Genomic DNA, 26,407 nt, shown 5'->3' on the forward strand with positions numbered 1-26,407 from the left:
GAGTTCATCAGGAACCCATCATTTCATGCGTATTGAATTGCTGTGCTTCGACGCCTTCGGCGAGCGAATCGCCGTTCTTGCCGTGAAACGGTCCGACCGAAAAGCCGTGCTTCTTCAGGAGCCCATGAGTATAAGAGACTGACCATACGGGCGGGCTACCGATGATGAAATCGGATGCGATGCCTTCCTGCCATGCCGAATAGCCTTCGGCAAAGCAGGTATAGCAGTCGCGGGTGGACGGCAGCCTGAACGGGAACGCGGTGTCGAGTTCAGCGGGCCCACGCGCGAAACATTCAATATAGAGCGTATGGCCGCGAGAAGCGAGTTCCGCTTCGACGCTTGCCGCGCGCGGATGCGAATCGTCGATCCAGAACTGCGCACGTTTGAGATCGGCGGCGCTCAGGTAAGGCACGCTCGTGCTGCTCGCCAGAATCGCGCCGTCGAAGTCAGGCAGCGGCGTGTCAGGGCTGAACGTATGCACCGATACTTTCGATTTGCCGAGCAGGTCCGACGCGAGCAGATCGTTCGCCTGATCGGTCAGCAGGTTGATCTTGTCCGGCAGATCGATCAGCACCAGTTCCTTCGGCGCATCCTTGTAGAGCAGATACTTGGCGACGGTCGTGCCGAGCCGGCCGGCCGCGCCGAACAGTGCGAGCTTCGTGTTGCCGAATTCGAGGTCGAGCTGCTCGCAGCAATGCATCGCCCAGTCCTTCAGCATCCCCGCGGTCGCCGCGTGGCCGGTCGTGATGTGAGGCGGCTTGACCGGCCGGGGTAGCGCGCCGTAGTTGCAGGCATACGGCGTCGACGCGCCCATCGCGACCATGTTCAAGCCTGCCTTTCTGGCGAGTTCCAGCGCCGGAAAGAATTGCGTCTCGCGAAAGCGCTTGATGCCGCGCGGGCTGCCGAGCCACATTTCGAGCGGCGCCGGGCAGGCGATATTCGCGCCGATCACCTGTGAGCCCGAATAGATCGGCGATGCGATGAAAGGCTTGGTCTTCCATAGCTCCTCTTCGAACGACTCGCTGCGTTCGCGAACGTTGTGAAAAGAAAATGAAAGGGTCTCCCAGTCGGTTGCGTGAAACAGAAAGCCGACTCCCCCCTGACGGGCCGGCAGGCTATCCCTGATCTGCTCCGGATGAATTTCGTGCTTGAGCGCAAGCGGTGCACTGTTCCGATGCAAAAGAAGTCCGGTTGGCTCGATTGAAACGGTCGACAGGTCTTTAAGGAGAGCGGTCTTCATTGGTTTTTCCTTGATTTTGATTAGACGCTGGAAAAGTCAGCGCGCGGCGTGGCCAGCCGGTTGGACCGGCAACCCTTCAACTCTAGAGAAATCCGCACCGATATGCCCGTCTGTTCGTGCACACAGAATTCACGAGCGGATTTAAGACGGGTTGCCCGCCGGGTGGGAATCGGCTGTGGGCAAACTTTTGAAAGAATTACGGCAGAACTTTCGGTGTATTAAGGCACGTCGTGCGCCTTCCTCGAATGGCAAAAGGGCCGCTCGGCGGCCCTTTGCTTGCATCTCAGGCGAATTCCGGATTAGCGTGTGATGCTATAGCCGATTCGCGCAATCCAGCGATGCTGGTTGTAGTCGAGAATGTCCTCGCCATAACCGCTAAAGAAGCCGAGCCACACGTAACCGCCCCAGCGGCTGTTGATCAGCTTCGCCAATGGATAGGTGAACTGCGTATCGATGCTGCCCTTGCCGCCTTTCGTGCCTTTGCGCAGCGTCGTGTCCAGTTGCGCGCCATCGGGGCTGCCGTAGATGAACCGCAGATCCACATAGCCGCGGTAGTCGGCGATGTCGTGGTTCTCGCCGGCGATGTGCGTATAGTAATAAATCTTCGGCTCGATGGTCAGATGGTAGCCGTTGATGTCGCCGAAATCCCAGATCGGCTTGACGAACACATAGTCGACGCCGCGCGATTCCGGACCGTCGCGTCCATTCGATTCGTGTTCGTAGCCGGCCATCACGCCCATTCTGCTCCACCACTTGCTCTTCCAGCCGGTGTCTTCGAGGTAGTAGAAGAGTGCGGGCATATAGCTGGTGTCGCGGAACGGCGACGAGTACTCCTCGATAGCCCACAGCGAGGTTTGTGTATAGCCGAAGTACAAGTTATCCACGAATCTACGCGAGCGCGGGTCGTCTGGAATGACGAGGCGGAACTTGAAGCTCAGCTGGAATTTCGCGAGATTGTCGCCATCCTGGCCCCAGCCATCGGCGAAGTACATCGGCTCGTAGGCGGAGAAGCGGCTCAGGAAAGTGTTGATTTGCGGCACCGGCGCATCCGGTCGCGACGGTCCGGGCGACGACGCGATCAGGCTCGACGACGTCGGTGCGCCGCTCGCGGTGCCAGACATCGTCGTTGCATTGGCACCCCCGGCCGACGCGAGCGCCGCGTCCTTGCCGGAGCGCGGCGGACGCGTCAGCAGCACGTACGATGGCGACACGTCGAGATCCGGCACGTCGATCTGCATTGCGCCGCGCGCCCATTCGGGCCACGTGCCGGTATAGCGCACCGCCTTCAGTTCGCCGGCGGCGAGTTTCAGATGCTCGGGTGCGCCGCTTTCGCGCGTGAGCGCGAGCCGATGCGGTACTACGTCGGTATTACTGACGGCAATGTTCAATTGCGCCGGCACGTCGACTTCGGTGCCGCCGGGTTGATCGCCGGCATAGACGATCGTCACTTCGAGGGGAGTGCTCGAGAGCGCCTCGCGCGGCGGACGCAATACGGAAACGCCGGCGACGCTATACGCGCAGTAGCCGCCGAGCACCAGCGCGCTGATGCAAAGCGATAACCGGGGAAGAAGCCTGGAGAACGAGCGGGAAAGCGAGCGGTAAAGCGGACCTGACGATAATCGGGAACCACGCGAGCGGCGGCTGCGGATGGCGGACTGGCGGCCTTTCTTCACGCGAGACATCGATCGATTCCGCACACGAAGCTCCTGGTGGTCTACGAGTTCAGGTCGCAATGAGACGATAGCGTTAAAGCGTGCAATTGGGTAGCAAATCAGGTCCGTGTGTGTCGTTGCGGAAACGGCGGTGCATGCCGATTCCCGCTGACTGGTTTTTTGCCTATTCTGCCAGCGCTATTTCGGAATGCGTGAGTGGAAAAATGAATCAGGAGCGCTACGAGTGGAAATAGCGCGGCGGAAGTGCGGATAATGCGGGCGTGTCGTTGCATTTGCGCAACGAAGCTTTAAATGTCAAATCGTGTGTCACTCGCAATCCTGTGTAATTGCGCGTCAATTGGCGACTCGCTTTCGCGATAATTCGTCGCGCGGCCAATGCGATGCCTGAATGCTTTCTTCAATAGGCGAATTTCCGGTATTGCTCCGGCGCACACGCATCGTCGAGTTCGCTTACGCGCGGCATATGGCGCAGCAGGCGTTTCGCGCGTGGCGCCAATTGTTGATAGACGGCGTCGGGTACGTCGATGTGGACCTCCGGTCGGAAGTACCGGCTGCGGCTCTAGCCGATCACGACCATCGGACGCGGCGCCTCGGTCCGGTTCGGCGTGCCGCGATGGAGCGCGCGCACGTCGCGAATCATCACGTCGCCGAGTTCCATCGTGATCGCATGCTAGGGCAGGCGGCCGTCGCGCCACGCGTTCAGCGCGTCTTCGGAGCGCATCCGATGCGTGCCGAGCGTGGTTTCGAAGGGGCCGTTCTCGAGCGTGACGTCGCACAGCGGGAAGTTGACCGCGAGCTGGAACGACGGGGTTTCCGCTTCGCCGTCGAACAGCGCGGGTGTGTCGCGATGAATCTCCTGATACGTCGAGCCGTTCAATGGCGTGTCGGTGGCCAGTTGGCACATCACGGGGTCGTCGCCGGCCACGCGCTCGACGATGCCGAGCACGTCCGGATCACAGAAGATCGACTGATCGGCGGAGACCCCCGTGAACGGCCGTGACGTAGTGCCGGTTTTCGCCGCGCACGGCGGTCGCCTGCGCGGCGATCTGCTGTTGCAGCAATGGCGCGAACGCGTCGCGCCATCCGAGCAGCGTGGCTTTCGGGAAATGCTGGCGCAGAACGACCATGCCGTCGCGTTCGAACGTCGCTGCGTAGTCATCGAGTTGTTCGGTCGAAAAGTGGCCCACGGTTCCCCCGTTTATCGAGTCGTTGAGTCGCGTGTTGCCCAGGTAGCCTGCATATGACGCTCATTCGATCGGCGAGACCAGCAGCGACACCGGTACGCCGTGACAATCGACTTCCGCGAGGACCGTCGCGCCGAGCTCTTCGCCCAACCTGGTGCGCGCGTCGATCGGACTTCCATTGCGGTCGATGCGCAGAATGTTCAGCGGCCAGGACGGCCGCGTCAACCGCTCGTGCGCGAACGCGCCGACCCATAGCGGCGCCGCGGAGGCGCCGTTGCCGACCGCGTAACCGCTCGGCCAGAAACGAAGCACATAACGTTCCTCGCGCGATTCGCCCGGCCGCATGAAGACCAGCGACGACGGCACGCCATTGTTCAGCTTCGGCAGCACCGGCAACGACACCGCCGCGACGTCGGGCGAAGCGAGCGACAGCAGGCTGTGAGCGGACACGTCGGTGCCCTCGACCCAGCCCTGCGCGCGCAGTAGCTCGCGGATCGAAGCGGGTTCGGAAACCCATTGCAGCGTCAGCGGCTCCTTTTGATCGCCGCCCATGTCGGAGCGATAGCACGGCAGCCGCTTCCACCCGGAGTGCATCCACTGCGCCAGCGTGAACTGCACGGGTGGTGGTTGCGGCGCGCTGTTCGGCGGCGTCGGCATGGCGACGCCGAGCTGCACGCCGACGCTGAGCACCACCACCGCGAGCACCACCAGCGGCATGAAACGGCGCGGTGGCGGCGGCCGCGGATGCCGCCAGATCGCCGTCAGCGCGATCAGCGTGACCCATACATACGCGAGCGCCGCGCCGCCGATCGCGTCGGAGACCCAGTAGCGGCCGAAGTAGACGCCCGCGAGCGCGACCACGATCACGACGATGATGCTCGCGCCGGCAACCAGCACGCCTTCCAGCTTGTCGACCCGACGCGCGAGCAGAAACGCGAGAAAGCCGTAGACGATCACCGTCGCGGCGACGTGATTGCTCGGAAACACGAAGTGGCCGGTCATCAACTCATTGGGCGGGGCGCGGCGCATCGCGAGTTGCAGGCCGAGAATCAGCAGCTGCGAAAACACGACCGCCGCGAGCCAGTAGGTGATCGTGCGCCAGCGCCGCTCCCATATCATCCACAGTGCAACCGTGACGACCAGCGCGAGCAGCGTGATGCCGCTGCCGAGCGTCCCGAGCGCCGCGAGCACCGTGTCGCCCCACGGCGTGCGCACCGATTGCAGAAAGTGATAGACGGATAGATCGATGGTGGTCAACGGATCGCCGCTGACGACGTCTTCAAGGACCCAGAAGAAAAGCGCGCCGGCCACCAGCACGATCAGCGATGCCATGAGCAGGTGGGTCGCATCGGGCGTGTCGGGGTCGAGCATGCGGCGTGCGATGCGGCCGAGCGGGCCCGGATGGCGGCACGCCCAGGAGCCGAGATGACGGCCCGCCGCGCTCGACCACGCGTTCGCGTGCGATACCAGGAACGCCGCGCCGCGAAAGCTGAGCCACACGATGCACACCAGCATCGCGATGATCACGACGAGCCGGAACGACACCGCGCCCGCGAGCAGCACCGACGCGCCGAACACGACGCCGGGCAGGATGTGCGCGGGCGCCCACAGCAATGTGGACAGCACGTTGATCGCGAGGAAGCGCAGCGGTTGCATGCCCATCATGCCCGCGACGACCGGCACGATCGCCCGCAATGGACCGATGAAGCGGGCGAGCACGACGCTCTTCGCGCCATGCTTCAGAAAGAAGCGCTGGCCCGCGTCGAGTACGCCGGGGTGTGTGCGGAACGGCCACAAAGTGACGATGCGCTCCTTGTAGCGATCGCCGAGCCAGAAGCTGGCGCCGTCGCCGGCGACCGCGCCGATGATCGCCCACACGAAGACCCAGGCAAGGCTCAGCGAGCCGGTGCCGGTCAGCGCGCCGGCGAGGAACATCGCGGTGCTGCCGGGGACGAAGGTGCCGATGACCGCGATGGATTCGAAAAAAGCGGCGAGGAACACGACCCCGAGCATCCACGTCGAGTGGCCGGCGAGCAGATGCAAAAGGTGGCTGTAGGCGTGCTCCATCGTGCGCGATCGGCGGTTCTCGGGCGTGACGATCGATCATAACGCGCACGCGCAAACGGTGGGCGCGAGCGGGAGCGGCGCTCGTGCATCGGTCGGGCGATCGGCTCAGAATAGATGTCGTGGCTCGGCGGATCGATGCGCTTGGGGGGAGCTATGAAGACAGCAACAGGTGAGATCGTGTGGTCAGCGTTGCTTGTGACGCTGTTGACGGTGGGGGGCGCGGGGACGGTCGAAGCTCAGCAGCTGGGCAATCCTGGCGGCAGCCAGGCCGGAACTCGTGCGGGCAACAACGTCGGTACCAGCGCGGGCAGCGGCAATGCGGCTGTCGGCGGCGCAACGGGCATCGGTACCGGCGTCAGTCCGAGTGCGATGCCGGGGCCCGGCATATCGGCGGGTGGCTCGTATGGGCTCGGCTCAGGTGGCGCGACCGGCTCGGGCGGCGCGCTCAACAACATGCGCGCGAACGGCACGGCGCTCTACATGAGTCCCGACCCGCGCGCGCCGAACGTGACCGGCCGCGCGGCGCCGCCGCGCTAGCGCCGCGTATAGAATGCAGATCCGATCCGACCACAGGGGAAGGGAATGGCACACGGCGAGCACAAGTACCGCGTATCGGTGCAATGGACCGGCAATCGCGGCAGCGGCACCTCGGGCTACCGCGACTACGGCCGCGACCACTTGATTTCTTCCGACCGCAAGCCCGACATTCCGGGTTCGTCGGACCCGACGTTTCTCGGCGACGCGGAGCGCTGGAATCCCGAGGACCTGCTGGTCGGGGCGGCGAGCGCGTGTCACAAGCTGTGGTATCTGCATCTGTGCTCGGACGCGGGCATCGTGGTGCTCGACTATCGCGACGACGCCGAAGGCACGATGCTCGATTCCCCTCACGAAGGCCGCTTTTCGCAGATCGTGCTGCGCCCGCGCGTGACGATCCGCGAGGGCGGCGACGTCGAGCAGGCCATGCATCTGCATCACGTCGCGCATCAGAAGTGCTACATCGCGAACTCGGTCAACTTTCCGATTCTCTGCGAAGCGGTGGTGGAGACGGATGCGCGTTGAGGCGCATACGGCGGTGCCGGGCATGCGAGCCGGCTGCCGAGCGGGGCGCCGGCCAGCCGCTCGCTAGCGCTCGCTCAACGATTGCCGTCGAGCAGATCGCCGAGCAGTTCGTCGAACGCGGCTTGCGCGTCTTCGAGTTCCTGCAGCGCGGCATCGAAAGTCTGCAACGCAAATTGCGAGGGTTTGCCGCTGCCTGCCGGCGGGAATTGCGATTGCAGCGACGCGAACGCCGTCTGCACACGCTTGGTGGCGGTCAACACGCGTTCCATTGCGGCGGTTTCTTCGGCTCGCGCCTTGTCGTGATCCATGAGAACTCCGGAGTCTCGGGTTGCGTCGGAACGGCTCGCGCCGCTCCAAAAGGGGACTAAAGGGGTGACTATGCCACGTTCGCGCTCACGACAGCGGCAGACCGCCAAACGCTTTTACTTCGCGCAACGATAAGGCCGATTCCACCGACGTCACGCCCGGCAGGCTGCGCAGTTCGTCGCGCATGAAGGTGCCGTAGTCGTCGAGGTCGCGCGCGACGATCTGCAGGATGTAGTCGGCGCTACCCGATACGTTGTGGCACGACAGGATACGCGGGATCGCCTGCACCTCGCGCTCGAAGCGCGTCGCCACCACGCGATCGTGCACCGCAAAGCGCACCAGCACGAATGCGACCACGCCCAGACCGAGCCGGGCGCGCGACAGCACTGCGCGGTAACGGTCGATGTAACCATCGTTCTCCAGACGTTTCAGACGGCGCGCGCACGGCGTTTCGCTGAGGCCGACCATGTCGGCGAGACGCGCATTCGACATGCGCCCGTCGTTTTGCAGCGCGGCGAGAATCGCGCGGTCGGTTTTGTCGAGATCGTCGGCGGACATGGTCGGGAGGGGTTTCTGCGGACTGGTGGAAGGTGCCATCGAATATCGAAATATTAGCGCATTCCACTATTTTATTATTCTCCTGAGCAGAAAATCGCCAGCAAACCCTCCGCCTCCGATAGCAACATGGAGGCTCGAACAACAAGGAGGCTCCGATGATTTCCGCTCACCTGCTGGCCGTCTACGTGGCGGCATTGGTTGTCGTTTATGCGGTGCCTGGTCCGGACATGGCGCTGATCCTGCAAACCAGCATCACGCGCGGCGTGCGCAGCGGCTTCGCGGCCGCGGCGGGGCTCGGCGTGTCGCGCGCGACGCACGTGACGCTGTCGGCGTGCGGCATGGCGGCGCTACTGCGCAACGCGCCGTGGCTGTACGACGCGGTGCGCTATGCGGGCGCGGTCTATCTTGCGTGGATCGGAATTCAGATTTTCCGCTCGCCCGGGTTCGCATTGCCGGCCGGTGCGCGCGACAAGCAAGCGGCCAGCGCATCGCGAGTGGAATCCACTCCTTCGAGCGATGCGGATAGAGAGACGCGGCCGTTGCGGACCGCGTTCGTCAAAGGTCTGCTGACGAATCTGCTCAATCCGAAGGCGCTACTGTTCTGCTCGGTGCTGTTACCGCAATTCGTGCGGCCGGAAGCGGGGCCGGTGGCGTGGCAGATGATCGAGCTCGGTGTCGTGCTGCTCGCGATCGGCGCATGCTTCGACGCGTTGTATGCGATCGGCGCCGCCCGCATCGCCAACTGGATGCGCGCCCATCCTCTGGCGCAGACGCTGCAACGCTGGACGTTTTCGGCTGCGTTGATCGGCTTCGCGCTGCGCCTTTCGCTGGATTGAAACTCGAGGCTGGCGGGAGTTTGCGTGAGTGGCCGACCGGCGACGCCCGCCGCTCACTTCTTCAGCTTGCGCTCGCGCCGAGGCCGGTCCTCGATAATTTTCTTGCGATGCTTGTCCTTCATTTTCTTCCAGCTTTTGCATTCGTCGCGCGTGCGCATACAGCCGATGCAAAGACCGGTTTTGTCGTCGAACTTGCAGATGTCGACACAGGGTGACGCGATACTCATGACCGGTGGCCGTTGGAGTTGAAGTAGCGCGACTGTCGCACGTGCAGCGCGCACGATGCCAAGTGATTGTGTTAATAAAGCCGATAGCGCAGCGGCAGCCCGCACGCGCGGCGACACCACCACCTTCTCACCTCCGTCGATGAAAACCTTCCTGCTGTATGTCGTGACCGCTATTGCCGAGATCGTCGGCTGTTACCTGCCGTGGCGCTGGCTGAAGGAGGGCGGCTCCGCGTGGCTGTTGCTGCCAGGCGCGACAAGCCTCGCGCTGTTCGCATGGCTGCTGACGCTGCATGGCACCGCCGCGGGCCGCGTGTATGCGGCCTACGGCGGCGTGTACGTGGCGGTGGCGATTGCGTGGCTGTGGGTCGTGGACGAGGTACGGCCCACGCTGTGGGACGCGGCAGGCGCCGCGCTGACGCTGGCCGGCATGGGGGTGATCGCATTCCAGCCGCGCCTGCACGTGTAAGCGGGGCGCCGCGATCGACGGCCCGCCCGCTCCCTTTACTGCTGCATCCCACCCAGATAGTCGAGCTTACCGAGCTCGACACCGTTATGACGGAGGATGTCGTACGCGGTCGTCACGTGGAAAAAGAAGTTCGGCAGCACGAAACCGAACAGATACGACGCCCCCGTGAACTCGACGGGACCCGGCCGCAGTTTCAGCGTGATCGTGCGGCTTTCCGAGCCGTCGATCTGCGCCGCGTTGAATTCCTTCAGGTAATCGATCGTCTTCTGGATACGGGCCCGCAGTTCGTCGAAGGTCTGCTCGACGTCCTCGAACCTGGGCGGCTCGACGCCGGCGAGGCGCGCCGCACACCCCTTGGCGGTATCGCTCGCGATATACACCTGGCGCACGAGCGGCAGCATGTCCGGCGCGAGCCGGGCATTGGTGAACACCGACGGTTCGATCTGCTTCGCGGCGGCGTGCGCCTCGGCCTTGCCGAGAATGGCTTGCAGGTTGGTGAGGCCGCGAATCAGCACAGGCAGTGATGCTTGATACATCGAAATTGACATGGGTTCCTCTGATTTCTCGATCGTGCGCGCAGGCGGCGCGCGCGGCACTGAAACGGCGGGAATGCCGCTTCAGCATCATAGCGTGTCGCATCCGCGTCGCGCATTAGCCATTCGGACGACTGCCGCATGCGCCGGAACTGTGTTCGAATGCCTTGGTCGGACGCTTGGACGAAGTTCTTGAACAACCCCTGCCGCGCATCGCGCAAACGATGCGCTTCATGCAGGCGCGTGGCGTGCTTGCACCCGCCGGGTCGCGCGGTCGTGCATGACCGTGTGCGAAGCCACGCTAACAGGAGAGTCGACACCATGGTCACCAAGCATCCATTGCCGGGCAGCGAGCGTAAGGTCGCACAGGGCACGACGGTCATCGGCCAATGCGATCCCGCCGAGCGGATCGAGGTCTTCGTGATGCTGCGCCGCCAGCAGCAGGCGCAATTCGACGCGTTGATGAAACGCATCGAGGCCGGCGACGCGAGCGTCAAGCCGCTGTCGCGCGAGGCGCTCGAGAAGGACTACGGCGCCGCGCCCGACGACATCGCGAAGGTCCGCGCGTTCGCGGCCGCGCATGGGCTCACCGTCGCGCGCGAGGATCCGGCGGCGCGCTCGGTGCTGCTGAGCGGCACGATCGCGCAGTTCCAGAGCGCGTTCGAGGTGAAGCTCGAACGCTATCAGCACCACACGGCTGGCCAGTTCCGTGGCCGTACCGGCACGATCAGCGTGCCGGACGATCTGCGTGGCGTCGTCGAGGCGGTGCTCGGGCTCGACGACCGGCCGCAGGCGCGGCCGCACTTTCGCATCCGGCCGCCTTTCGTGGCGGCACGGGCCCAGCAGGTGTCGTTCACGCCGCCGCAGCTCGCGTCGCTCTATCAGTTTCCGCAAGGCGACGGCGGCGGCCAGTGCGTCGGCATCATCGAGCTCGGCGGCGGCTACAAGACATCGGACCTGAAGACCTATTTCTCGAGCCTCGGCGTGAGCGAGCCGACCGTGACCGCGGTCGGCGTCGATCAGGCCGGCAACAAGCCGAGCGGCGACCCGAACGGGCCGGACGGCGAGGTCACGCTCGACATCGAGATCGTCGGTGCGATCGTGCCGCGGGCGACCATCGCCGTGTACTTCACGCCGAACAGCGACGCCGGCTTCATCGACGCGGTGAGCCGCGCGGTGCACGACAAGACCCACAAGCCGTCGGTCATTTCGATCAGCTGGGGTGCGCCGGAATCGGTCTGGACCAGCCAGTCGATGAATGCGCTCAACAGCGTGCTGCAATCGGCGGCGGCGCTCGGCGTGACGATTTGCGCGGCCTCCGGCGACAGCGGGTCGAGCGACGGCTCGGGCGGCAGCGACCAGGTCGACTTCCCGGCGTCGAGCCCGTACGTGCTCGCCTGCGGCGGCACGCACCTGAGCGCGTCCGGATCGGCGATCAAGCGCGAGGTCGTGTGGAACGACGGCGAACAGGGCGGTGCCAGCGGCGGCGGCGTCAGCACCGCCTTCGAGATGCCGGCATGGCAGCAAGGCTTGTCGGCCACGATGACGGGCGGCGGCAGCCAGCCGCTCAGCGGGCGCGGCGTGCCGGACGTCGCGGGCGATGCCTCGCCGTTGACCGGCTACGATGTGCTGGTCGACGGAACGCAAACGGTGGTGGGGGGCACCAGCGCGGTCGCGCCACTGTGGGCGGCGCTGATCGCGCGCATCAACGCGGCGAAGGGACAGCCGGTCGGTTTCATCAACCCGAAACTGTACAAGGCGACGGGCGTCTGCAATGACATCACCGAGGGCAACAACGGCAGCTTTGCGGCGTCGAAGGGGTGGGACGCCTGCACGGGACTGGGCAGTCCCAATGGCGGGAAGGTGGCGGGCGCACTATAGTCTGCAACACAGCGCTTAACACAACAACAAGACGTAAGAACGAGGACGCACGGCACTAAAACGAACCCTTGGAGCGATCATGACGAATACAGAATCAGCTTCCGGTAGCCAGCATTCGCCGCATAACACGCACGCCACGGCCTCGGCTGGCGCGTCCACCGTCACGAGCACGCCGCACAAAGCCGGCGACCAGCCGTTCTTCGACCCGGTCGCCTATGGCAACGGCCCGGACGATTCGGTTACCGATACAGTCGAGACGGCCGCGGTCACGCATCATTCGGTGACGATCGGTGGGCACAACATCAACTACACGGCGACCGCGGGCCACCTGGTGATCGTCGATCCGAGCAGCTCGCAGCCGTCGGCGAGGATGTTCTACGTCGCTTTCACGCAGGACAACCAGAAGGAAGAGACGCGGCCGGTCACGTTCTTCTATAACGGCGGACCGGGGTCGTCGTCGGTATTCGTGCTCCTTGGCTCGTTCGCGCCGCGCCGCATCAAGACGTCGATGCCGGGTTTCACGCCGCCCGCGCCGTATTCGCTCGAAGACAATCCGGACAGCCTGCTCGACAAAAGCGACCTCGTGTTCATCAACCCGGTCGGCACCGGGTATTCGGCGGCGATCGCGCCGAAGAAGAATCGCGACTTCTGGGGCGTCGATCAGGACGCGGACTCGATCAAGCAGTTCATCAAGCGGTTTCTGACGAAGAACAACCGCTGGAATTCACCGAAGTATCTGTTCGGCGAGTCCTACGGTACGGCACGCAGCTGCGTGCTCGCGTACCGGCTGCACGAGGACGGGGTCGATCTGAACGGCATTACGCTGCAATCGTCGATTCTCGACTACACGCAGTCGGGCAACCCGGTCGGCGCGCTGCCCACGGCGGCCGCGGACGCGTGGTATCACAAGAAGCTCGGCGTCGCGCCGCGGCCCACCGATCTCGGCACGTTCGCCGAGGAGGTCGCGCAGTTCGCGCGCACCGACTACCTGGCCGCGCTGCGCAAGTTCCCGACCACCGACACCGCGATCGTCGAAAAACTCAGCGAATACACCGGCATCGACAAAACGACACTGCTCGCGTGGAGCCTCGACATCGCCGGCTACGACAGCCGCGGCAATTCGCTGTTCCTGACCACGTTGCTGAAGTCGCAAGGCCTCGCGCTCGGCGCTTACGACGGCCGCGTGACCGCGATCGACACCGGCATCGCCGGCAAGATCGACCCGAACTCCGGCGGCAACGATCCGACGATGACCGCGGTCACCGGCGTCTACACGACGATGTGGAACGTGTATCTGAACGAGCAGTTGAAGTACACGTCGAACTCGTCGTTCACCGACCTCAATGATCAGGCGTTCAAGTACTGGGATTTCAGCCATATCGATCCGACCGGCGCGCAGAAGGGCGTCGACTCGAAAGGCAACATCATTCTGTACACGGCCGGCGACCTCGCGGCCGTGATGGCGCTCAATCCCGACCTGAAGGTGCTGTCGGCGAACGGTTTCTACGATTTCGTCACGCCGTTCTATCAAACCGTGCTCGACCTGCAGCAGATGCCGCTGGTCAGTCAGCAGGTGCGGCAGAACCTGTCGGCGCGGTTCTATCCATCGGGGCATATGGTGTATCTCGACGGCGGTTCGCGCACCGCGCTGAAAGCCGACCTGGCAAAGATGTACGAGGAGACGGTGTCGAACGCGCAGGCCCTCGGGCGGATCCGCGCGTTGCAGGCGCGGGTGGCGAAGTAGCGGCGGTGGCCGGGTGTCGCGGCGCATCGCGACGTGGCGCTATGTCGGTATGCTCTGGCTCGCGGCGATTGCCGCGAGCCGGCAAACGGCGCGCTGCCATGTCCGGCTTTTGGACTCATCCAGATTGAATGTGTTTTAATTGCCTTGCGAATTGAACCACCGCGTGCCGCCGCCGGCGCGCAGACGAATGAACGCAGGCATCGCAGACACGCATCGGCGCGGTCTTTCCCGCGACACCACCAGCAGCAATGACGCGGCCAACGTGCCGGGGCTCGGGCGCAAAAGCGTCCTTCGCCCGCGCGTGCGCATCACGCAACATGCGCTGCTCGTTACCGTCGGCGCACTGCTCGCGCTGCGCATCGCAGACGCCGCCGCGCAACCGAGCGACGTCCTCGACGACCGTGTGACCCAGCAGTCGATCGGCCAAACGATTTGCCGCCCCGGTTATGCGGAAACCGTCGCGCCGCCGTTCGACGAACTGATGGCGCGCAAGGATCGCATGCTTGCCGCGCGCGGCATCGATGTGGATGACAGCGCCGCGTTCGCGCTCGATCGGCACGTGCCGATCATGCTCGGCGGATCGCCCGATGCGCCAGCCAATCTCGATCTATTGCCGTGGGCCGGCCCCCAAGGCGAGCGCCGCAAGGCGCGCGCGGCGGCGATGCTCAAGCGCTGCGTCTGCGAAGGCAAGCTGAGTCTCGCGCGGGCGCAAGCGGCGATCGTCGGCAATTGGTCGGCGGTGTATGCGGGCTTTGGCCGGGCGTCCTGCGACGTGAGCCGGCTGGACGTCGCGACCGGCGACGACGACGGCGTCGACAGCGAAGACAGCCGGCGCGGCGACGCGCATGAGCGCGAGCGTTGAGCGCATCCGCGCGCTTGCGCAGTCGGCGCGGAGCCACGGTTCGCTGCCCCCTCATTTTTTCGGAGAAACACGATGTCCCATTTCCGTCTCGCCGCCGTTGCGCTGACGATCGGCTGCCTGAGCGGCAGCGCCGCCGCGGTTGCCGCGGTTGCCGCGGCGCCCGCGCATTGCGCGCGCGGCAATGAGCTCGAGATTCGCGGCGACGTGCCCGCGGCGCTCAGCTTCGACGTGTATCGGCAACTGCGCCCGCTGAGTGCGCGGCGAATCGCGCTGTTCGAGGCCGCCGGCGAGGTGAAGCGTCTGCCCGACGGTCTGCCGGTTTGCCAGATCGCCGACGACGGGGTCGACGATCCTTCCGCTGTGCTGGTCCGTCTGCCGCACGGTAAGAATGCGTGGTGGGTGAGCGCGGCGAATGTGCAAGCGGCGGACTGATCGGCCGATCCGCCCGTCTTTGCCCACGTCCCCCGCCGGATGCCATTGACGATACCGCTGCGTGCCGGGCATGCAAGGTGCTGAAGCAGCCGATGTTTTCCAGGATTGGCGCGACTGATTCAGGTACAGTGCATCGACGGCGACGGTTTCGCCGTTGCCTACGACACTGCGTCACAGTGTGTTCGCGGTCGAAGCGGGCTATCCTGACAACAGGATGAAATTTGCACAGGAGATTGGAACGATGGCCTTCTTTTTGTCATTGCTCGCTATGGGGTTGGCCGGCGCGAGCGGCGTCGTCGCACTTCACGCACTGGCCGCGGCTCAGACGAAGCAGCGTACTGCGCTGCGACCGGTGCGTATCGCCAGCTCTGACCGACGGACGGACCGCCAGGCAGGGCGAGGATAGTCCGCATGAACCTGACCGTGCGCAATATCGCCGAATCGTGCAGCGAGCAGGACGTGCGGGAATTTTTGACGCGCGAACTCGGCCACTACGCGAAACACGTCGAGGTGGTGGACGCCGGCAAGCCTAACGCCTACGCGACGGTAGAGCTCGACGCGAGCGTGCCGTATGTCGGCGACGTGATCGCGCGGCAGATTCACGGCAAGCATCTGGGTGGTCAGCCGCTCGAAGCGAGCGCCGATCTGTTCAGCGACGAGCCGCCGCCGGAGCAGCGAGCGCCGTAGGCGGCGCAACAAGCTCGATTCTTTTCGAAGGCGGTGGACCTGCGCGCGACGTCGCGCCGGTCCACCGCCTTTATTCGTTTGAGAGCGCCTACCGAAGCCTCGTCATTGCCCATCCGGCGACGCCGGCCAGTCGAACGGGGTGTACGGCAGCGCCCGCTTGTGACGCGTCGCGTTGTAAAACTGCAGGACCACGTCACGCACGGTATCGCTGACTGGCTTGCCTTCGAGAAAATCGTCGATCGCGTCGTACGGGATGCCGTACGCGTCTTCGTCGGGACGAAGCGGCCGCAGCATCTCGAGGTCGGCGGTCGGCACCTTGTGCGCCAACGCGTCGGGCGCACCGAGCCTATGCGCGACCGCGCGCACGCGGCGCTTGCTGAGCCCGGCGAGCGGCAGCACGTCGGCGCCGCCGTCGCCGAACTTCGTGAAGAAGCCCATCACCGATTCGGCCGCGTGGTCCGTGCCGATCACGACGCCGGCGCGCGCACCCGCCACCGCGTATTGCGCGATCATTCGTTGGCGCGCCTTGATATTGCCGTGCACGAAATCACGCTGTGATTCGTCCTTGAACGACACACCGCTTTTATCGAGCGACTCGAGCATCGCATCGGCGGCAGGTTTGATATCGATAGTCAGATTTTCGTCGGCGCGAATGAAACGTAATGCCTCCAGTGCATCCGCTTCATCGCGTTGTTTGCCATAAGGCAGACGGACGGCGACGAAACGCGCGTCGTAATGGTTCCCGCGCAAACGCTCGACCGCGAGTTGCGCGAGACGTCCGGCGGTCGTCGAATCGACACCACCGCTAATGCCGAGCACATAAGTTCTCAGGTGGCTGTTGCTCAGATAGTTCGCCAGAAAATCGACCCGGCGCTCGATTTCGCGGCTTGCGTCGAATTCGGCGGTGACGTGCATTTCGGCCGCGATGCGGGCCTGGCGGGCGGCGGAATCGGATTGAGCCATGATCGTCGTTGTCCTCGCGAGAGAAAAAGCGAATGAAAGGGCTTGAGTATCGGGATGGGCCGCCGCATTCGGGCGATCTTTCGTCGAATGAAATCGTCCTTCGCTTTTGTAGCCTGATTTTCCGATGGACGATTTAATTGCGAATTAATTGCATTTTCACTGATACGTCGATTGTCGACAAATAGCCAATCGTTTTTAAAGAGATCGCAAGTTAGAGGGTATATTCATCGACACGCCTCCATTCGCTGGGTAACATCGATCGTACCGAACGCCGCAGGGATCCGGCGTGTCAATCAATAATAATCATGTTTGTTTCGGGACGCGATGAGACACCCAGATGGGCCTGGCCAGCCAGGATTGAACCGCCTGAGCATTTGTGCGGGGATGTACGCAGCCGTCATATTGGCAGTTGCCGGCGCGATGGCGGCGCAGGTTCATGCAGCGGTGCTCGGTACTGCTCAGTTGCCTGCATCCGCAACAACGGCGGCGCAGACGGTGAATCTGACCACTCCGGCCAAGGCGTGGAATGGCGCGAGTCAGTCGTTGGGCACGATCGACGCCGCCACCGTCGCCGCACCCGACGCGGCCGGCATCGTCGATCCGCGCCGCGCGTTTCTGCTGCGCAACGTATTCGCGCAGGACGTGACGCGCCGGCTCAGACTGCCCGTCGCGGAGCAGCGTGCGTACGCCGACCGTCTGGAGACGGCGCTCAATGAGAACGAGCTTGGCAATCTGTCGGGCGAATACGTGGTGCTCGTCGATCGCAATGCGAACGTGCAGGCGCTGCTGATTTTCTTCCGCCCGGTGCCCGCCGACAACTGGCAGATGATCGGCGCCTCGCCGGTATCCACCGGACGGCCTGGCGAGTATGACCACTTCATCACTCCGCTCGGCGTGTTCGAACATACGCCCGACAATATGGATTTTCGCTCCGAGGGCACGGAGAACGAAAACCACATTCGCGGTTATGGCCGGCGCGATATGCGCATCTTCGACCTCGGCTGGGCGCAGGGCGAGCGCGGCTGGGGCAAGGGCGGCATGTCGCAGATGCGTTTCCAGATGCACGCGACCGACCCCGATCGGCTAGAACCGCTGCTCGGTATTCGCCATTCGAAGGGCTGCGTGCGGATTCCCGCGTCGCTGAACACGTTTCTCGATCACTACGGGATTCTCGACGCGGAATACGAGCAGCTCGTCGATTCCGGCCAGTCGTTGTGGGTGCTGAAAAGCGATCGGCAGATCATGCCGTGGGCGGGGCGTTTTATCGTCGTCGTCGATTCGCAGCGCAAGGGCCGTCCAGCGTGGTCGCCAACACCCGGCGCGGTCGCGCGCGCAAAAATGCCCGCGCACGCGGATACGGCCGACTGACGGGCGCCTTGGCCCTTGTCGCAAGTCCAGCGCAGGGCGCCCGTCACGACCTCGCCAACAACACGCCAGCCAACGCGACCGCAAAGCCGGCAATCTGCACCGGCAGCAGCGTCTCGCCGAACCCAAGATAGCCTTCGAGCGCAGCGAGCGGCGGCGCGAGAAACAGCAGCGCGGTCGCGCGCGAAGCATCCCCGCGCCGGACCATCCAGACGAGCAACGTGACGCTGATGCCCGACAGCATCACGATGCCCCACGCGAGCGATGCCCACAGCGTCGGCGAGCCGATCCAGCGATGCTCGCCGAGCGCGAGCGCCAGCACCCCCGCGACGACAGCCGCACCGACGTTCTGCACCGCGCTCGCGCTGCGAATATCGGCCTTGGCGAGCGAGGTCTTCTGGAACAGCGTGCCAGCCGTGATCGCCCCCACCGCGACGATCGATATCAGCACGACCAGCCACGCCGGCGCGTTGCCGTGCTTGGGGGGCGTCGCGGCAGCGAGCTTCGGTGCGAGCACCAGCACGACCCCGGCGAGGCCGACCGCCATGCCGCTCCAGCCGCGCCGCGACAAGCGCTCGCCGAACAGCGGCGCGGCGACGGCGGCCGTCGCGAGCGGCTGCAGCGCGCCGAGCAAGGCCATCACGCCCGCGCTCAGACCTTGCGCGACGGCCCAGTAGCCGGCGCCGAGATAGACCCCTTGCAGCAGTGCGCCGGCGGTCAGGTGCTTGCCGAAGTCGCGTCCGGTCGGCCAGGCCGAGCGCGCGACGAGCGCGGCCAGCGCGAAAATCAGCGCGGTGCCGCCGAAACGGGCCAGCAGAAACAGATTGGGATCGGCGTAAGGCGTGATCGCGCGGGCGACCACGAAACCGGTCGACCACAGCACGACGAACACGGTGGCAACAAAGGTGGCGAGCATCGAGGCGGAGGGTGTGCAAAAAGCCGCTATGTTGGCGGCACGGGCGGGGCGCGTCTTGTTCAAAGCTGCAATGCGCGCGGGACCGTCACCATGCGAGCAGCGTCATCCCCGCTCCGAGCACGCCGCCACAGACGGCGCACGCCCACAACAGCCAACGCGTGCGCCGGTATTCGCGCGCGAGATCCGCAAGCAGTTGCGCATTCTGCTGCGGCGTGCCGGCGCGATCGTGCTGCTGCAGATAGCGCACCGCCAGGTGCGGCACGCGCGGCAGCATATGCGCGAGATGCGGCAGTTCGTGTGACAGCCGCTTGAGCCAGCCGCGATGATCGAGATCGCGTCGCGCGATATCGGCGAGCACGCCGCGTGCGATGGTCCATGTATCGACGCCAGGATGCAGCGCCCGCGCGAGCATCTCGGCCTGCTGGAACGAGCGCTGCGCGGTCGCGAGCTGGCCCGGCACCTGGCCGTTGAACGGTTGCACGCCGTGCAACAGATGATGAAACAGCGAACCCGCGGAGCGATCCTCGGGCGCCGCCGCGAAGTGCGCTTCGGCGCGCGTGCGCAGTTCGGCTTCGAGCATCTCGGGGCGTGTGTCGTCCGGCACATGGCCGGCCTCGCGATGCATGTCGGCGAGCCGCCCGTAGTCCTGGTCGAACAACGCGGTCGCGCCGTGCACGAAGAATTCGCGCTCGCCGCTCGACAACGTGGCCATGATCGAGAACTCCGCGAGCACGAGGCGCCCGAGCGTGTCCGGCTCGATGCTGACGCGCACGCGGCGCGCATCGAGCGTCGCGTGGAAGAAGCCATGCTCGAAGGCCTGCTCGGTGACCACCTCGACGATATGCGCGGCGAGCGGCGCCAGCTTGATGCCGTGCGCATGCAGAGCGGGCAGGTCGCTCGCGGGCAGCGTACTGATGCGCTGCATCGTCAGCGTGTGGTCGGTGCACAGCTCCCAGATCACGTCCGGCACGACGATGCGCTTGTCGCCATCGAAATGGTGGCCGCTCTGGCTCAGGTTCGCGGCTTCGGCTCGCAGGTCGAAGCGGCGCAGGATGTCGTCGGTGAAGGTTTGCGCGAGCGCGCGCAACTTCAGCCGGCGGGCGACGCGCGACAGCTTTTCGAGCCAGCGTGCGACCCAGCGCAACAGCGCGAGCTCATCGCCGATCTGTTGCAACTGTTGCGCGCGCACGAGCTTGACGGCGACCTCGTGGTGACCTTTGACCGGCACCGCGAGCCGCGCGAAATGGGTCTGCTCGGCGAAGCCGCTGCTTACCGGCACCAGGTCGACCGCGCTGAACAGCTCGCCGAGCGGCCGGCCGAACGCGCGCGTCAGGGCCAGCGCGGAGTCGTCCGGCGGCAGCGGCAGTTCCATGTGATCGATAGCGTCCAGCGCGTCATGCAGCGTGCCGCTCGCGAGCTCGGGGCGAGCGGCGAGCGTCTGCGCGAAGCGGCTCGCGAGCGGACCGAGCGCGGGCAGCAAGCCATGCAACTGCGCGCCGCTGCGCTCCGACGCATGCACGCGGCCGATCAGCTCGATCATCCAATGCAGCTTGTGGTCGGGCGGGGCGGCGAGCCAGATCAGGCGCGCGCCGTAACGCAGCGCATGGAACAGCAGCAGTAGACGGCGAAACAGTGGCGGCATCGGCGGTTCGGTTGACGGGCGAGGCGTAGTGCGCGGGACTCGGCCGGGCGGCGGCGTGGCGTTCGCCGCATGGCCGAAGAGTCCAGCCGTCAAGGTTAGCAGGTCGGCGCGGTGGCTGGCGTGTTGGTGCGCAAGGGCGGCTCGATGCAACCCGAGCGCGCGATCAACGCGCCATGAGCGCAACCTGCGCGCCCGCACCAACAACGCCCAATACGCGTAATACAATACGGCGGCCTTCCTCAACCACGGCGCACAGATGCTCGCAGAACAACGTCATCAATACATCCTCGCGCAAGTCGCAAAGAACGGCGCGCTGTCGGTCGCTGAACTGGTGCGCGAACTGAACGTATCGCGCGAAACGATCCGCCGCGACCTCAATGCGCTGGCCGGCCGCGGCCTGCTCGTGACGACCCACGGCGGCGCGCTGTCGAGCGATCGGCGCGAGCCCGATCTCGATACGCGCGAAGCCGAGAACGCCGGCGCCAAGCGTGCGATCGGCGAGCGCGCGGCCGAGTTCGTGCCGGACGGCGCGTCGCTGATCATCGATTCGGGCAGCACCACGCAGGCGGTCGCGCGGGCGCTGCTCGACCGGCATCGTCTGACGGTCTACACGAACGACTGGCGCATCGCGCTGCTGCTCGGCCGACGCAACGACAATCGCGTGACACTGCTCGGCGGCGAACTGTCCGATATCGAGGACGCGACCTTCGGACTCGACACCGTCCACCAGATCACGCAGTACCACGCCGATTTCGCCTTCATCGGCGCGGGCGGGATATCCCCGGACGGCTATCTGACCGACTACAGCCGCATGGCGGCCGAAGTGCGCAGCCGCATGATCGCCGCGGCCGACCTGGTGGTGGTCGTCGCCGATCATTCGAAGTTCGGACGCGTGACGCCGGTGCGCATCAACGGTATCGAGTCGGCGCGGTATCTGGTCACCGAACTGGCGCCCGAGCGCGCGCTGGGCAAGGCGATCACCGCGCACGGTCCGGAGATTCTGGTCGCGTGAGACGGCTACTCGCGCTGGACGCCATTCCGCACCCGCCAAAATCTAACTAAAAAAAGCCGCGGGTTTCGATCCAGATTTTGAAACGGCCGGGCACAATACGCGCCGTTGTCAGGACCGTCCGCTGTAGCAGAGGCAACTGCCGCGAACGCCGCGAGCAGGGCCGGCGCGCCGGGCGAGCGTCGCATCCGCGAGCGCCGCCGCCCACTCCGCAATTTTCTCGATGCATCGTGCATACATCGTCATTTTCGCCATGTACGATCCACACGGGATCGGCGCGCGGGGCTCCGTTTTTGGGTGGCACGACGAATTCCATCGGTTGGCTTGAATTGGCAATTTGTGTCTTTTTTTGGAATTCGGCAAAATCGTCACGGCCCTGTCATCGAAACCTGTGATTCTTGCCGTGCCCGCTCAGGCGCGGCAGGCAGCGCTGGTGTCGGAGGCAGGCTGTCAGTCAGGCTGGGCGAGAAGCGGCAAAGTTGTCGGCAATCTGCAATCTACGACAGACCGGCGCGGCAACCGCAGCGGGCAACACGCAAGCGGCGCGTGCCGCCGTTCAATCACTACAGGTATGGGTTATCCCGACCGTCTGGTTTTTAGCCTTTCGGAGAGAGCGACATGAAAAAGACGAATTCCCTTCACGCCGCGGCCGGTCTCGCGCGCAAACTGCTGCCGGCGCTGGTCGCCGCGGCAGCGTTCGGCAGTGCCGCGATGCAGGCTCATGCGGCCGACGCCGTCGTGCTGTACACGGCCGACGGCCTCGAAAATCTGTACAAGGATGTGCTGCCGGCCTTCGAAAAGAAGGAAGGCGTGAAGGTCAATATCGTCACGGCGGGCAGCGGCGAAGTCGTGAACCGCGCGACCATCGAGAAGGATCAGCCGAAGGCCGACGTGCTCGTCACGCTGCCGCCGTTCATCCAGCAGGCCGACCAGAGCGGTCTGCTGCAGGCGTATCAGAGCGCCAACTACAAGAACGTGCCGGCCATCGCGAAGGCACCGAACGGCGCATGGGCGACCTTCGTGAACAACTACTTCTCGTTCGCGATCAACCCCGAAGTCACGAAAAACCAGCCGAAGACGTTCGCTGACCTGCTGCACCCGGACTTCACCGGTAAGGTCGCTTACTCGAATCCGGCGACCGCCGGCGACGGCATGGCGGTGATCATCCTGACCTCGTCGCTGATGGGAGAAGACCAGGCGTTCGACTATCTGAAGAAGCTCGAGCAGAGCGCCAAGTTCCACACCAAGGGCACGGGCTATCTCGACGTGCTGCTGTCGCGTAACGAGATCGCGGTCGCCAACGGCGATCTGCAGATGGATCTCGACGACGCGGCCAATGGCGGCCTGTCGCTGAAGCCGGTGTTCCTCGCCGCTACCCCCGGCGGCCAGCCGACCACGTTCCAGCTGCCGTACGCGATCGCGTTGATCAAGAACGGTCCGAACCAGGCCGAAGGCAAGAAGCTGATCGACTATCTGATGTCGACGGAAGTGCAGTCGAAGGTGCCGGACATCTTCGGCATTCCGGGTCGCAGCGACGTGCCGCTCGCGGGCAAGAACGGCGACACGGTCAAGCAGGCGATCAGCGGCGTCAAGCTGATTCCGGTCGACTGGAATCACGTGATGGCGAAGAAGGCCGACTGGACCGCACGCTGGAAGAGCGACGTGATCGGTTCGTCGGGCAAACAGACTGAAGTGGTCAAGCCGAAGTAAGTGACTCAGATAAGCAACCTTTGACGTTGTCGATTCAGGCGGCGCTTCGCAGCTACTGCGCGGCGCCGCATCAGCATTAATTCCGTTGGAGGACGACCCCGGTGAATACGGCCAGTCTCGCTCACCCCACCGCGCCTGGCGCTCCGCTGGATGCGCTCGACGCCGCGCGTCTGGACGCGCCGGGCACCGCCGCGCCGGGCGGCGTGCAGATCGATCACCTGACGGTGCGCTTCGGCGCGCGCACGGTGCTCGACGATCTGTCGTTGACCATCCAGCGCGGCGAGTTGCTCACCGTGCTCGGCCGCAGCGGCTGCGGCAAGACGACCTTGCTGCGCTTCATCGCGGGCTTCATCGAGGCCGACGGTCTGGCCGGCACGCTGACGGTGGCCGGCCGCGATCTGACACACGTGCCGCCGCACAAGCGCAACCTCGGTCTGCTGTTCCAGAGCTACGCGCTGTTTCCGCATCTGACGGTATTCGAAAACGTCGCGTTCGGTTTGCGCGCACGGCGCATTCCGGCGCGCGACGTCGCGCGCCGCGTCGCCGAGGCGCTGAAGCTCGTGCAGCTCGGCGACTCCGGTCACGTGATGCCGGCGCAACTGTCGGGCGGCATGCAGCAGCGCGTGGCGCTCGCCCGCGCGCTAGTGATCGAACCCGACGTGCTGCTGCTCGACGAACCGCTGTCCGCGCTCGATGCCAATCTGCGCGCGTCGGTGCGCTCCGAACTGAAGGCGCTACATGAGCGCCTGCCGAATCTGACGATCGTCTGCGTGACGCACGATCAGGACGACGCGCTCGTACTGTCCGACCGCACGCTGCTGATGCGCGACGGCCATATCGCGCAGCTCGGCACGCCGCAGCAGCTGTACGACACGCCGGTCGACGGCTTCGTCGCGCGCTACCTCGGCGCGGCAAATCTGCTGCCGCCGCAGGTCGCGTTCAGCATGGACGACGCGCGCTACAACGAGCGCGATCGTGTCGCGTGTCTGCGTCCGGAGGCGCTGCGCATCGTGCCGCTCGGGGAGGGGCAGTTGCATGGCGCGATCGCGTCGGTCGAATGGTATGGCGCGGCCTTGTCGGTATCGGTCGTGCTCGATGCGCTGCCGAACGATCCCGTGCTCGTCACGATGCAGCGCGGCCTCGGCATGACGCCGGAGAAGGGCGCGCGTGTTTCCCTGCGTTACGAGGCTGGCGATGTCGTCCTTATCAAGCCCTGATACGTCCAATCCGCTCGACCTTGCAGCGCAAGCCGAGCTCGAAGCCGCCGCCGCACGCCGTCTGGCGAGCGCCGTGGCGCATGCGGCCGCGGTGAAGCGGCGCGAGCGCCTCGCGCAATGGCATCTGCTGTTCATTGCGGTCGTGGTGCTCGGCCCGCTCGTCATCTATCCGCTGGTGCGGCTCGTGATGCTGAGTCTGACCGGCGCGCACGGCCTGTCGGGCCACGCGTACGTGACGTTCTTCGGCAACCCCGAAACCCGCGGCGTGATCGGCACCACGCTCGGCATCCTGTTCGCGAGCGCGAGCCTGGCGTCGCTGCTCGGCGTGGCGCTCGCGTCGCTGCTGTTCTTCAAGCCGTTTCCGGGCGCGCGCATGGTAACGCGCTTTCTCGAGCTGTTCGTCGCGTTCCCGTCGTTTCTGGTCGCCTTCACGCTGATCTTTCTGTACGGCTCGCAGGGCTCGGTCAGCATCGGGCTGCAGCGGCTGTTCAATCTGCAGGCGCCGCCGCTCGACTTTCTGTTCGGCATCGGCGGCGTGATTCTCGCGGAAGTGGTGTTCTATACGCCGTTCGTCGTGCGCCCGACGCTGGCATCGTTCGCGCTGCTCGACCAGCGGCTGATCGAAGCCGCGCGTAGCCTGGGCGCGAACGGCCCGATGGTCGCGTTCAAGGTGATCCTGCCGCTCGCGTGGCCGGGCATCGCGGCGGGCACGATCCTGTGTTTTCTGCTGACGTTGAACGAGTTCGGCATTCTGCTGGTGCTCGGCAGCGCCCATCTGATCACGCTGCCGGTCGCGATCTATAGCGCCGCTACCGTCGACCTCGATCTGCCGACGGCCGCCGCAGGCGCGGTCGTGATGCTGCTGATGTCGTTGTCGCTGTACGCGTTGTACCGGCGCGTCAATAGTCGCAAGTTGAAAGGAGCCGGTCATGGCCGTTGAACTCGATCCGACCGTGTTGCCGGTCATGCACAAGAAGGGCCGGCCGGTGCGGCACAGCCTCGTCGTGCGACTGCTCGGCGGTCTGTTTCTCGGTTTTGCCGCGCTGCTGTGCTTCTGGCTGTTCGTGCTGCCGGTGCTGGTCGTCGCGCTGTCGAGCGTCGCGTCGCACTGGTCCGGCACGATCCTGCCCGACGGCTTCAGCATGCGCTGGTTCGAGCGCCTCAGTTCGAGCGACTTCGACGCGCTGATCACCAGCCTCGAAGTCGGCATGGGCGTCGCGGTGCTCGGCACGTTCCTCGGTTTGTGGCTGGCGCTCGCGCTCGAAGGGCGCGACCGGCGCGGCCTCGGCGCCATCGTCGACACGATCGCGATGATGCCCAACGGCGTGCCGAGCGTGGTGCTCGGCCTCGCGGTGCTGATCGCGTATCACAAACGGCCGCTCGACCTGTCGAGCTCGGCGGCGATCGTCGTGTTCGTGCAGCTCGCGCTGGTGCTGCCGTTCTGCTATCGCTGCGCGGCCGCCGCGCTGCGCCCGGAGCTGACCGTGTTGCGTGAAGCGGCCGCGAGCCTCGGAGCGCCGCCGTCGATGGTGCTGCGCCGCGTCGTGTTACCGCAACTGGTGCCGGCGATCCGCGCGAGTCTCGCGCTCGGTTTTGCGCTGTCGCTCGGCGAGCTCGGCGCGACGCTGACCGTTTATCCGCCGGGCTTCGCGACGGTGCCGATCGTCGTCGTCGGGCAGGTGGAGCGCGGCTATTACCTGCCGGCTTCCGCGCTATCGCTGATTCTGCTGCTGGTCTCGCTGGTCGCGCTGCTGCTGATCGCGGCGCGCGCTCCGCGTCGCCGGATCGACTGACCGGGCTGAGCCGGCTGCTCGGCGGGCGATTTCCTAG

Annotated in this window: 27 protein-coding genes; 16 read left to right on the forward strand and 11 right to left on the reverse strand. The window is 65.1% G+C overall.

The features are described from left to right. Window positions 1-7 precede the first annotated feature (7 nt). The 3 genes from BC1002_RS18025 to BC1002_RS38930 form a co-directional block, all read right to left on the reverse strand. Window positions 8-1,240 (reverse strand): hypothetical protein, encoded by a 1,233-nt coding sequence (locus BC1002_RS18025; RefSeq protein WP_013091430.1) that lies wholly within the window; start codon window positions 1,238-1,240, stop codon window positions 8-10. A 299-nt stretch (window positions 1,241-1,539) separates the two neighbouring features. Continuing rightward, the gene (locus tag BC1002_RS18030) at window positions 1,540-2,922 is read right to left on the reverse strand and encodes a phospholipase A (protein ID WP_337999492.1); all 1,383 of its coding nucleotides are present in this window, start codon (window positions 2,920-2,922) and stop codon (window positions 1,540-1,542) included. A 661-nt stretch (window positions 2,923-3,583) separates the two neighbouring features. Then, window positions 3,584-3,859, reverse strand: a complete 276-nt coding sequence (locus tag BC1002_RS38930) for a phytanoyl-CoA dioxygenase family protein (RefSeq protein WP_238537988.1) — start codon at window positions 3,857-3,859, stop codon at window positions 3,584-3,586. Between the two features lie 40 nt (window positions 3,860-3,899). Here BC1002_RS38930 and BC1002_RS38935 point away from each other — a divergent pair, with 40 nt between their 5' ends. Continuing rightward, window positions 3,900-4,157 carry a hypothetical protein gene (locus BC1002_RS38935; protein ID WP_238537989.1) on the forward strand — a complete coding sequence of 86 codons (258 nt, stop codon included), beginning with the start codon at window positions 3,900-3,902 and terminating at the stop codon, window positions 4,155-4,157. Window positions 4,158-4,160: 3 nt separating this feature from the next. Here the strand turns inward: BC1002_RS38935 and BC1002_RS18040 are convergent, their stop codons facing one another. Next, window positions 4,161-6,164: a bifunctional DedA family/phosphatase PAP2 family protein gene (locus BC1002_RS18040; RefSeq protein ID WP_013091432.1), complete on the reverse strand. Its 2,004-nt coding sequence runs from the start codon at window positions 6,162-6,164 to the stop codon at window positions 4,161-4,163. 153 nt (window positions 6,165-6,317) lie between these two features. Between BC1002_RS18040 and BC1002_RS18045 the strand changes: the two genes are divergently transcribed. Beyond that, complete coding sequence (locus BC1002_RS18045; protein WP_041734939.1) at window positions 6,318-6,701, forward strand: hypothetical protein; 384 nt, start codon at window positions 6,318-6,320, stop codon at window positions 6,699-6,701. A 45-nt stretch (window positions 6,702-6,746) separates the two neighbouring features. Next, complete coding sequence (locus tag BC1002_RS18050) at window positions 6,747-7,223, forward strand: OsmC family protein (protein ID WP_013091434.1); 477 nt, start codon at window positions 6,747-6,749, stop codon at window positions 7,221-7,223. 74 nt (window positions 7,224-7,297) lie between these two features. Here the strand turns inward: BC1002_RS18050 and BC1002_RS18055 are convergent, their stop codons facing one another. Together BC1002_RS18055 and BC1002_RS18060 are read right to left on the reverse strand one after the other, a co-directional pair. Then, window positions 7,298-7,531 carry a hypothetical protein gene (locus BC1002_RS18055; RefSeq protein ID WP_013091435.1) on the reverse strand — a complete coding sequence of 78 codons (234 nt, stop codon included), beginning with the start codon at window positions 7,529-7,531 and terminating at the stop codon, window positions 7,298-7,300. A gap of 85 nt (window positions 7,532-7,616) precedes the next feature. Beyond that, window positions 7,617-8,087 (reverse strand): Lrp/AsnC family transcriptional regulator, encoded by a 471-nt coding sequence (locus BC1002_RS18060; RefSeq protein WP_013091436.1) that lies wholly within the window; start codon window positions 8,085-8,087, stop codon window positions 7,617-7,619. Between the two features lie 155 nt (window positions 8,088-8,242). On the opposite strand from BC1002_RS18060, the gene BC1002_RS18065 reads away from it, so the two are divergent. Beyond that, window positions 8,243-8,923: a LysE family translocator gene (locus BC1002_RS18065; protein ID WP_013091437.1), complete on the forward strand. Its 681-nt coding sequence runs from the start codon at window positions 8,243-8,245 to the stop codon at window positions 8,921-8,923. A gap of 53 nt (window positions 8,924-8,976) precedes the next feature. Here BC1002_RS18065 and BC1002_RS18070 read toward each other — a convergent pair whose 3' ends face one another. After that, window positions 8,977-9,150 carry a DUF1289 domain-containing protein gene (locus tag BC1002_RS18070; RefSeq protein WP_013091438.1) on the reverse strand — a complete coding sequence of 58 codons (174 nt, stop codon included), beginning with the start codon at window positions 9,148-9,150 and terminating at the stop codon, window positions 8,977-8,979. 139 nt (window positions 9,151-9,289) lie between these two features. Here BC1002_RS18070 and BC1002_RS18075 point away from each other — a divergent pair, with 139 nt between their 5' ends. After that, window positions 9,290-9,616, forward strand: coding sequence for a YnfA family protein (locus BC1002_RS18075; RefSeq protein WP_013091439.1), 327 nt, complete (start codon window positions 9,290-9,292; stop codon window positions 9,614-9,616). 35 nt (window positions 9,617-9,651) lie between these two features. On the opposite strand, the gene BC1002_RS18080 is transcribed toward BC1002_RS18075, so the two are convergent. Beyond that, entirely contained in the window at window positions 9,652-10,164 is a 513-nt protein-coding gene (locus BC1002_RS18080; RefSeq protein WP_013091440.1) for a DUF1993 domain-containing protein, read from the reverse strand. 306 nt (window positions 10,165-10,470) lie between these two features. Here BC1002_RS18080 and BC1002_RS18085 point away from each other — a divergent pair, with 306 nt between their 5' ends. From BC1002_RS18085 to BC1002_RS18110, 5 genes are all read left to right on the forward strand, one after another. After that, the gene (locus tag BC1002_RS18085) at window positions 10,471-12,030 is read left to right on the forward strand and encodes a S53 family peptidase (protein ID WP_013091441.1); all 1,560 of its coding nucleotides are present in this window, start codon (window positions 10,471-10,473) and stop codon (window positions 12,028-12,030) included. A gap of 79 nt (window positions 12,031-12,109) precedes the next feature. Further along, entirely contained in the window at window positions 12,110-13,774 is a 1,665-nt protein-coding gene (locus BC1002_RS18090) for a S10 family peptidase (protein WP_013091442.1), read from the forward strand. Between the two features lie 187 nt (window positions 13,775-13,961). Further along, complete coding sequence (locus tag BC1002_RS18095; protein ID WP_013091443.1) at window positions 13,962-14,636, forward strand: hypothetical protein; 675 nt, start codon at window positions 13,962-13,964, stop codon at window positions 14,634-14,636. Window positions 14,637-14,708: 72 nt separating this feature from the next. Beyond that, window positions 14,709-15,068 (forward strand): hypothetical protein, encoded by a 360-nt coding sequence (locus tag BC1002_RS18100; protein WP_013091444.1) that lies wholly within the window; start codon window positions 14,709-14,711, stop codon window positions 15,066-15,068. A 411-nt stretch (window positions 15,069-15,479) separates the two neighbouring features. After that, the gene (locus tag BC1002_RS18110; protein WP_013091445.1) at window positions 15,480-15,755 is read left to right on the forward strand and encodes an RNA-binding protein; all 276 of its coding nucleotides are present in this window, start codon (window positions 15,480-15,482) and stop codon (window positions 15,753-15,755) included. Between the two features lie 102 nt (window positions 15,756-15,857). On the opposite strand, the gene nadE is transcribed toward BC1002_RS18110, so the two are convergent. Beyond that, the gene (gene nadE, locus BC1002_RS18115) at window positions 15,858-16,718 is read right to left on the reverse strand and encodes an ammonia-dependent NAD(+) synthetase (protein WP_013091446.1); all 861 of its coding nucleotides are present in this window, start codon (window positions 16,716-16,718) and stop codon (window positions 15,858-15,860) included. A 384-nt stretch (window positions 16,719-17,102) separates the two neighbouring features. Between nadE and BC1002_RS18120 the strand changes: the two genes are divergently transcribed. After that, the gene (locus BC1002_RS18120; RefSeq protein WP_049870235.1) at window positions 17,103-18,086 is read left to right on the forward strand and encodes a L,D-transpeptidase; all 984 of its coding nucleotides are present in this window, start codon (window positions 17,103-17,105) and stop codon (window positions 18,084-18,086) included. A gap of 43 nt (window positions 18,087-18,129) precedes the next feature. Here BC1002_RS18120 and BC1002_RS18125 read toward each other — a convergent pair whose 3' ends face one another. Both BC1002_RS18125 and BC1002_RS18130 read right to left on the reverse strand, forming a co-directional pair. After that, window positions 18,130-18,999, reverse strand: a complete 870-nt coding sequence (locus BC1002_RS18125) for a DMT family transporter (protein WP_013091448.1) — start codon at window positions 18,997-18,999, stop codon at window positions 18,130-18,132. Between the two features lie 85 nt (window positions 19,000-19,084). Further along, window positions 19,085-20,641, reverse strand: coding sequence for an ABC1 kinase family protein (locus BC1002_RS18130; protein ID WP_013091449.1), 1,557 nt, complete (start codon window positions 20,639-20,641; stop codon window positions 19,085-19,087). A 256-nt stretch (window positions 20,642-20,897) separates the two neighbouring features. On the opposite strand from BC1002_RS18130, the gene BC1002_RS18135 reads away from it, so the two are divergent. The 5 genes from BC1002_RS18135 (at window position 20,898) to phnV (ending at window position 26,370) form a co-directional block, all read left to right on the forward strand. Continuing rightward, window positions 20,898-21,653: a DeoR/GlpR family DNA-binding transcription regulator gene (locus tag BC1002_RS18135; protein ID WP_013091450.1), complete on the forward strand. Its 756-nt coding sequence runs from the start codon at window positions 20,898-20,900 to the stop codon at window positions 21,651-21,653. 615 nt (window positions 21,654-22,268) lie between these two features. Further along, complete coding sequence (phnS, locus tag BC1002_RS18140) at window positions 22,269-23,360, forward strand: 2-aminoethylphosphonate ABC transporter substrate-binding protein (protein WP_013091451.1); 1,092 nt, start codon at window positions 22,269-22,271, stop codon at window positions 23,358-23,360. 101 nt (window positions 23,361-23,461) lie between these two features. Next, entirely contained in the window at window positions 23,462-24,577 is a 1,116-nt protein-coding gene (gene phnT, locus BC1002_RS18145) for a 2-aminoethylphosphonate ABC transport system ATP-binding subunit PhnT (protein ID WP_013091452.1), read from the forward strand. Further along, window positions 24,555-25,517, forward strand: a complete 963-nt coding sequence (locus BC1002_RS18150) for a 2-aminoethylphosphonate ABC transporter permease subunit (RefSeq protein WP_013091453.1) — start codon at window positions 24,555-24,557, stop codon at window positions 25,515-25,517. Before phnT ends, BC1002_RS18150 begins: the two co-directional genes overlap by 23 nt. After that, window positions 25,507-26,370, forward strand: coding sequence for a 2-aminoethylphosphonate ABC transport system, membrane component PhnV (phnV, locus tag BC1002_RS18155; RefSeq protein ID WP_013091454.1), 864 nt, complete (start codon window positions 25,507-25,509; stop codon window positions 26,368-26,370). The genes BC1002_RS18150 and phnV overlap by 11 nt, the downstream gene beginning before the upstream one ends. Window positions 26,371-26,407 lie beyond the last annotated feature (37 nt).

This window comes from Paraburkholderia atlantica, from assembly GCF_000092885.1.
GTDB classification, from domain to species: domain Bacteria; phylum Pseudomonadota; class Gammaproteobacteria; order Burkholderiales; family Burkholderiaceae; genus Paraburkholderia; species Paraburkholderia atlantica.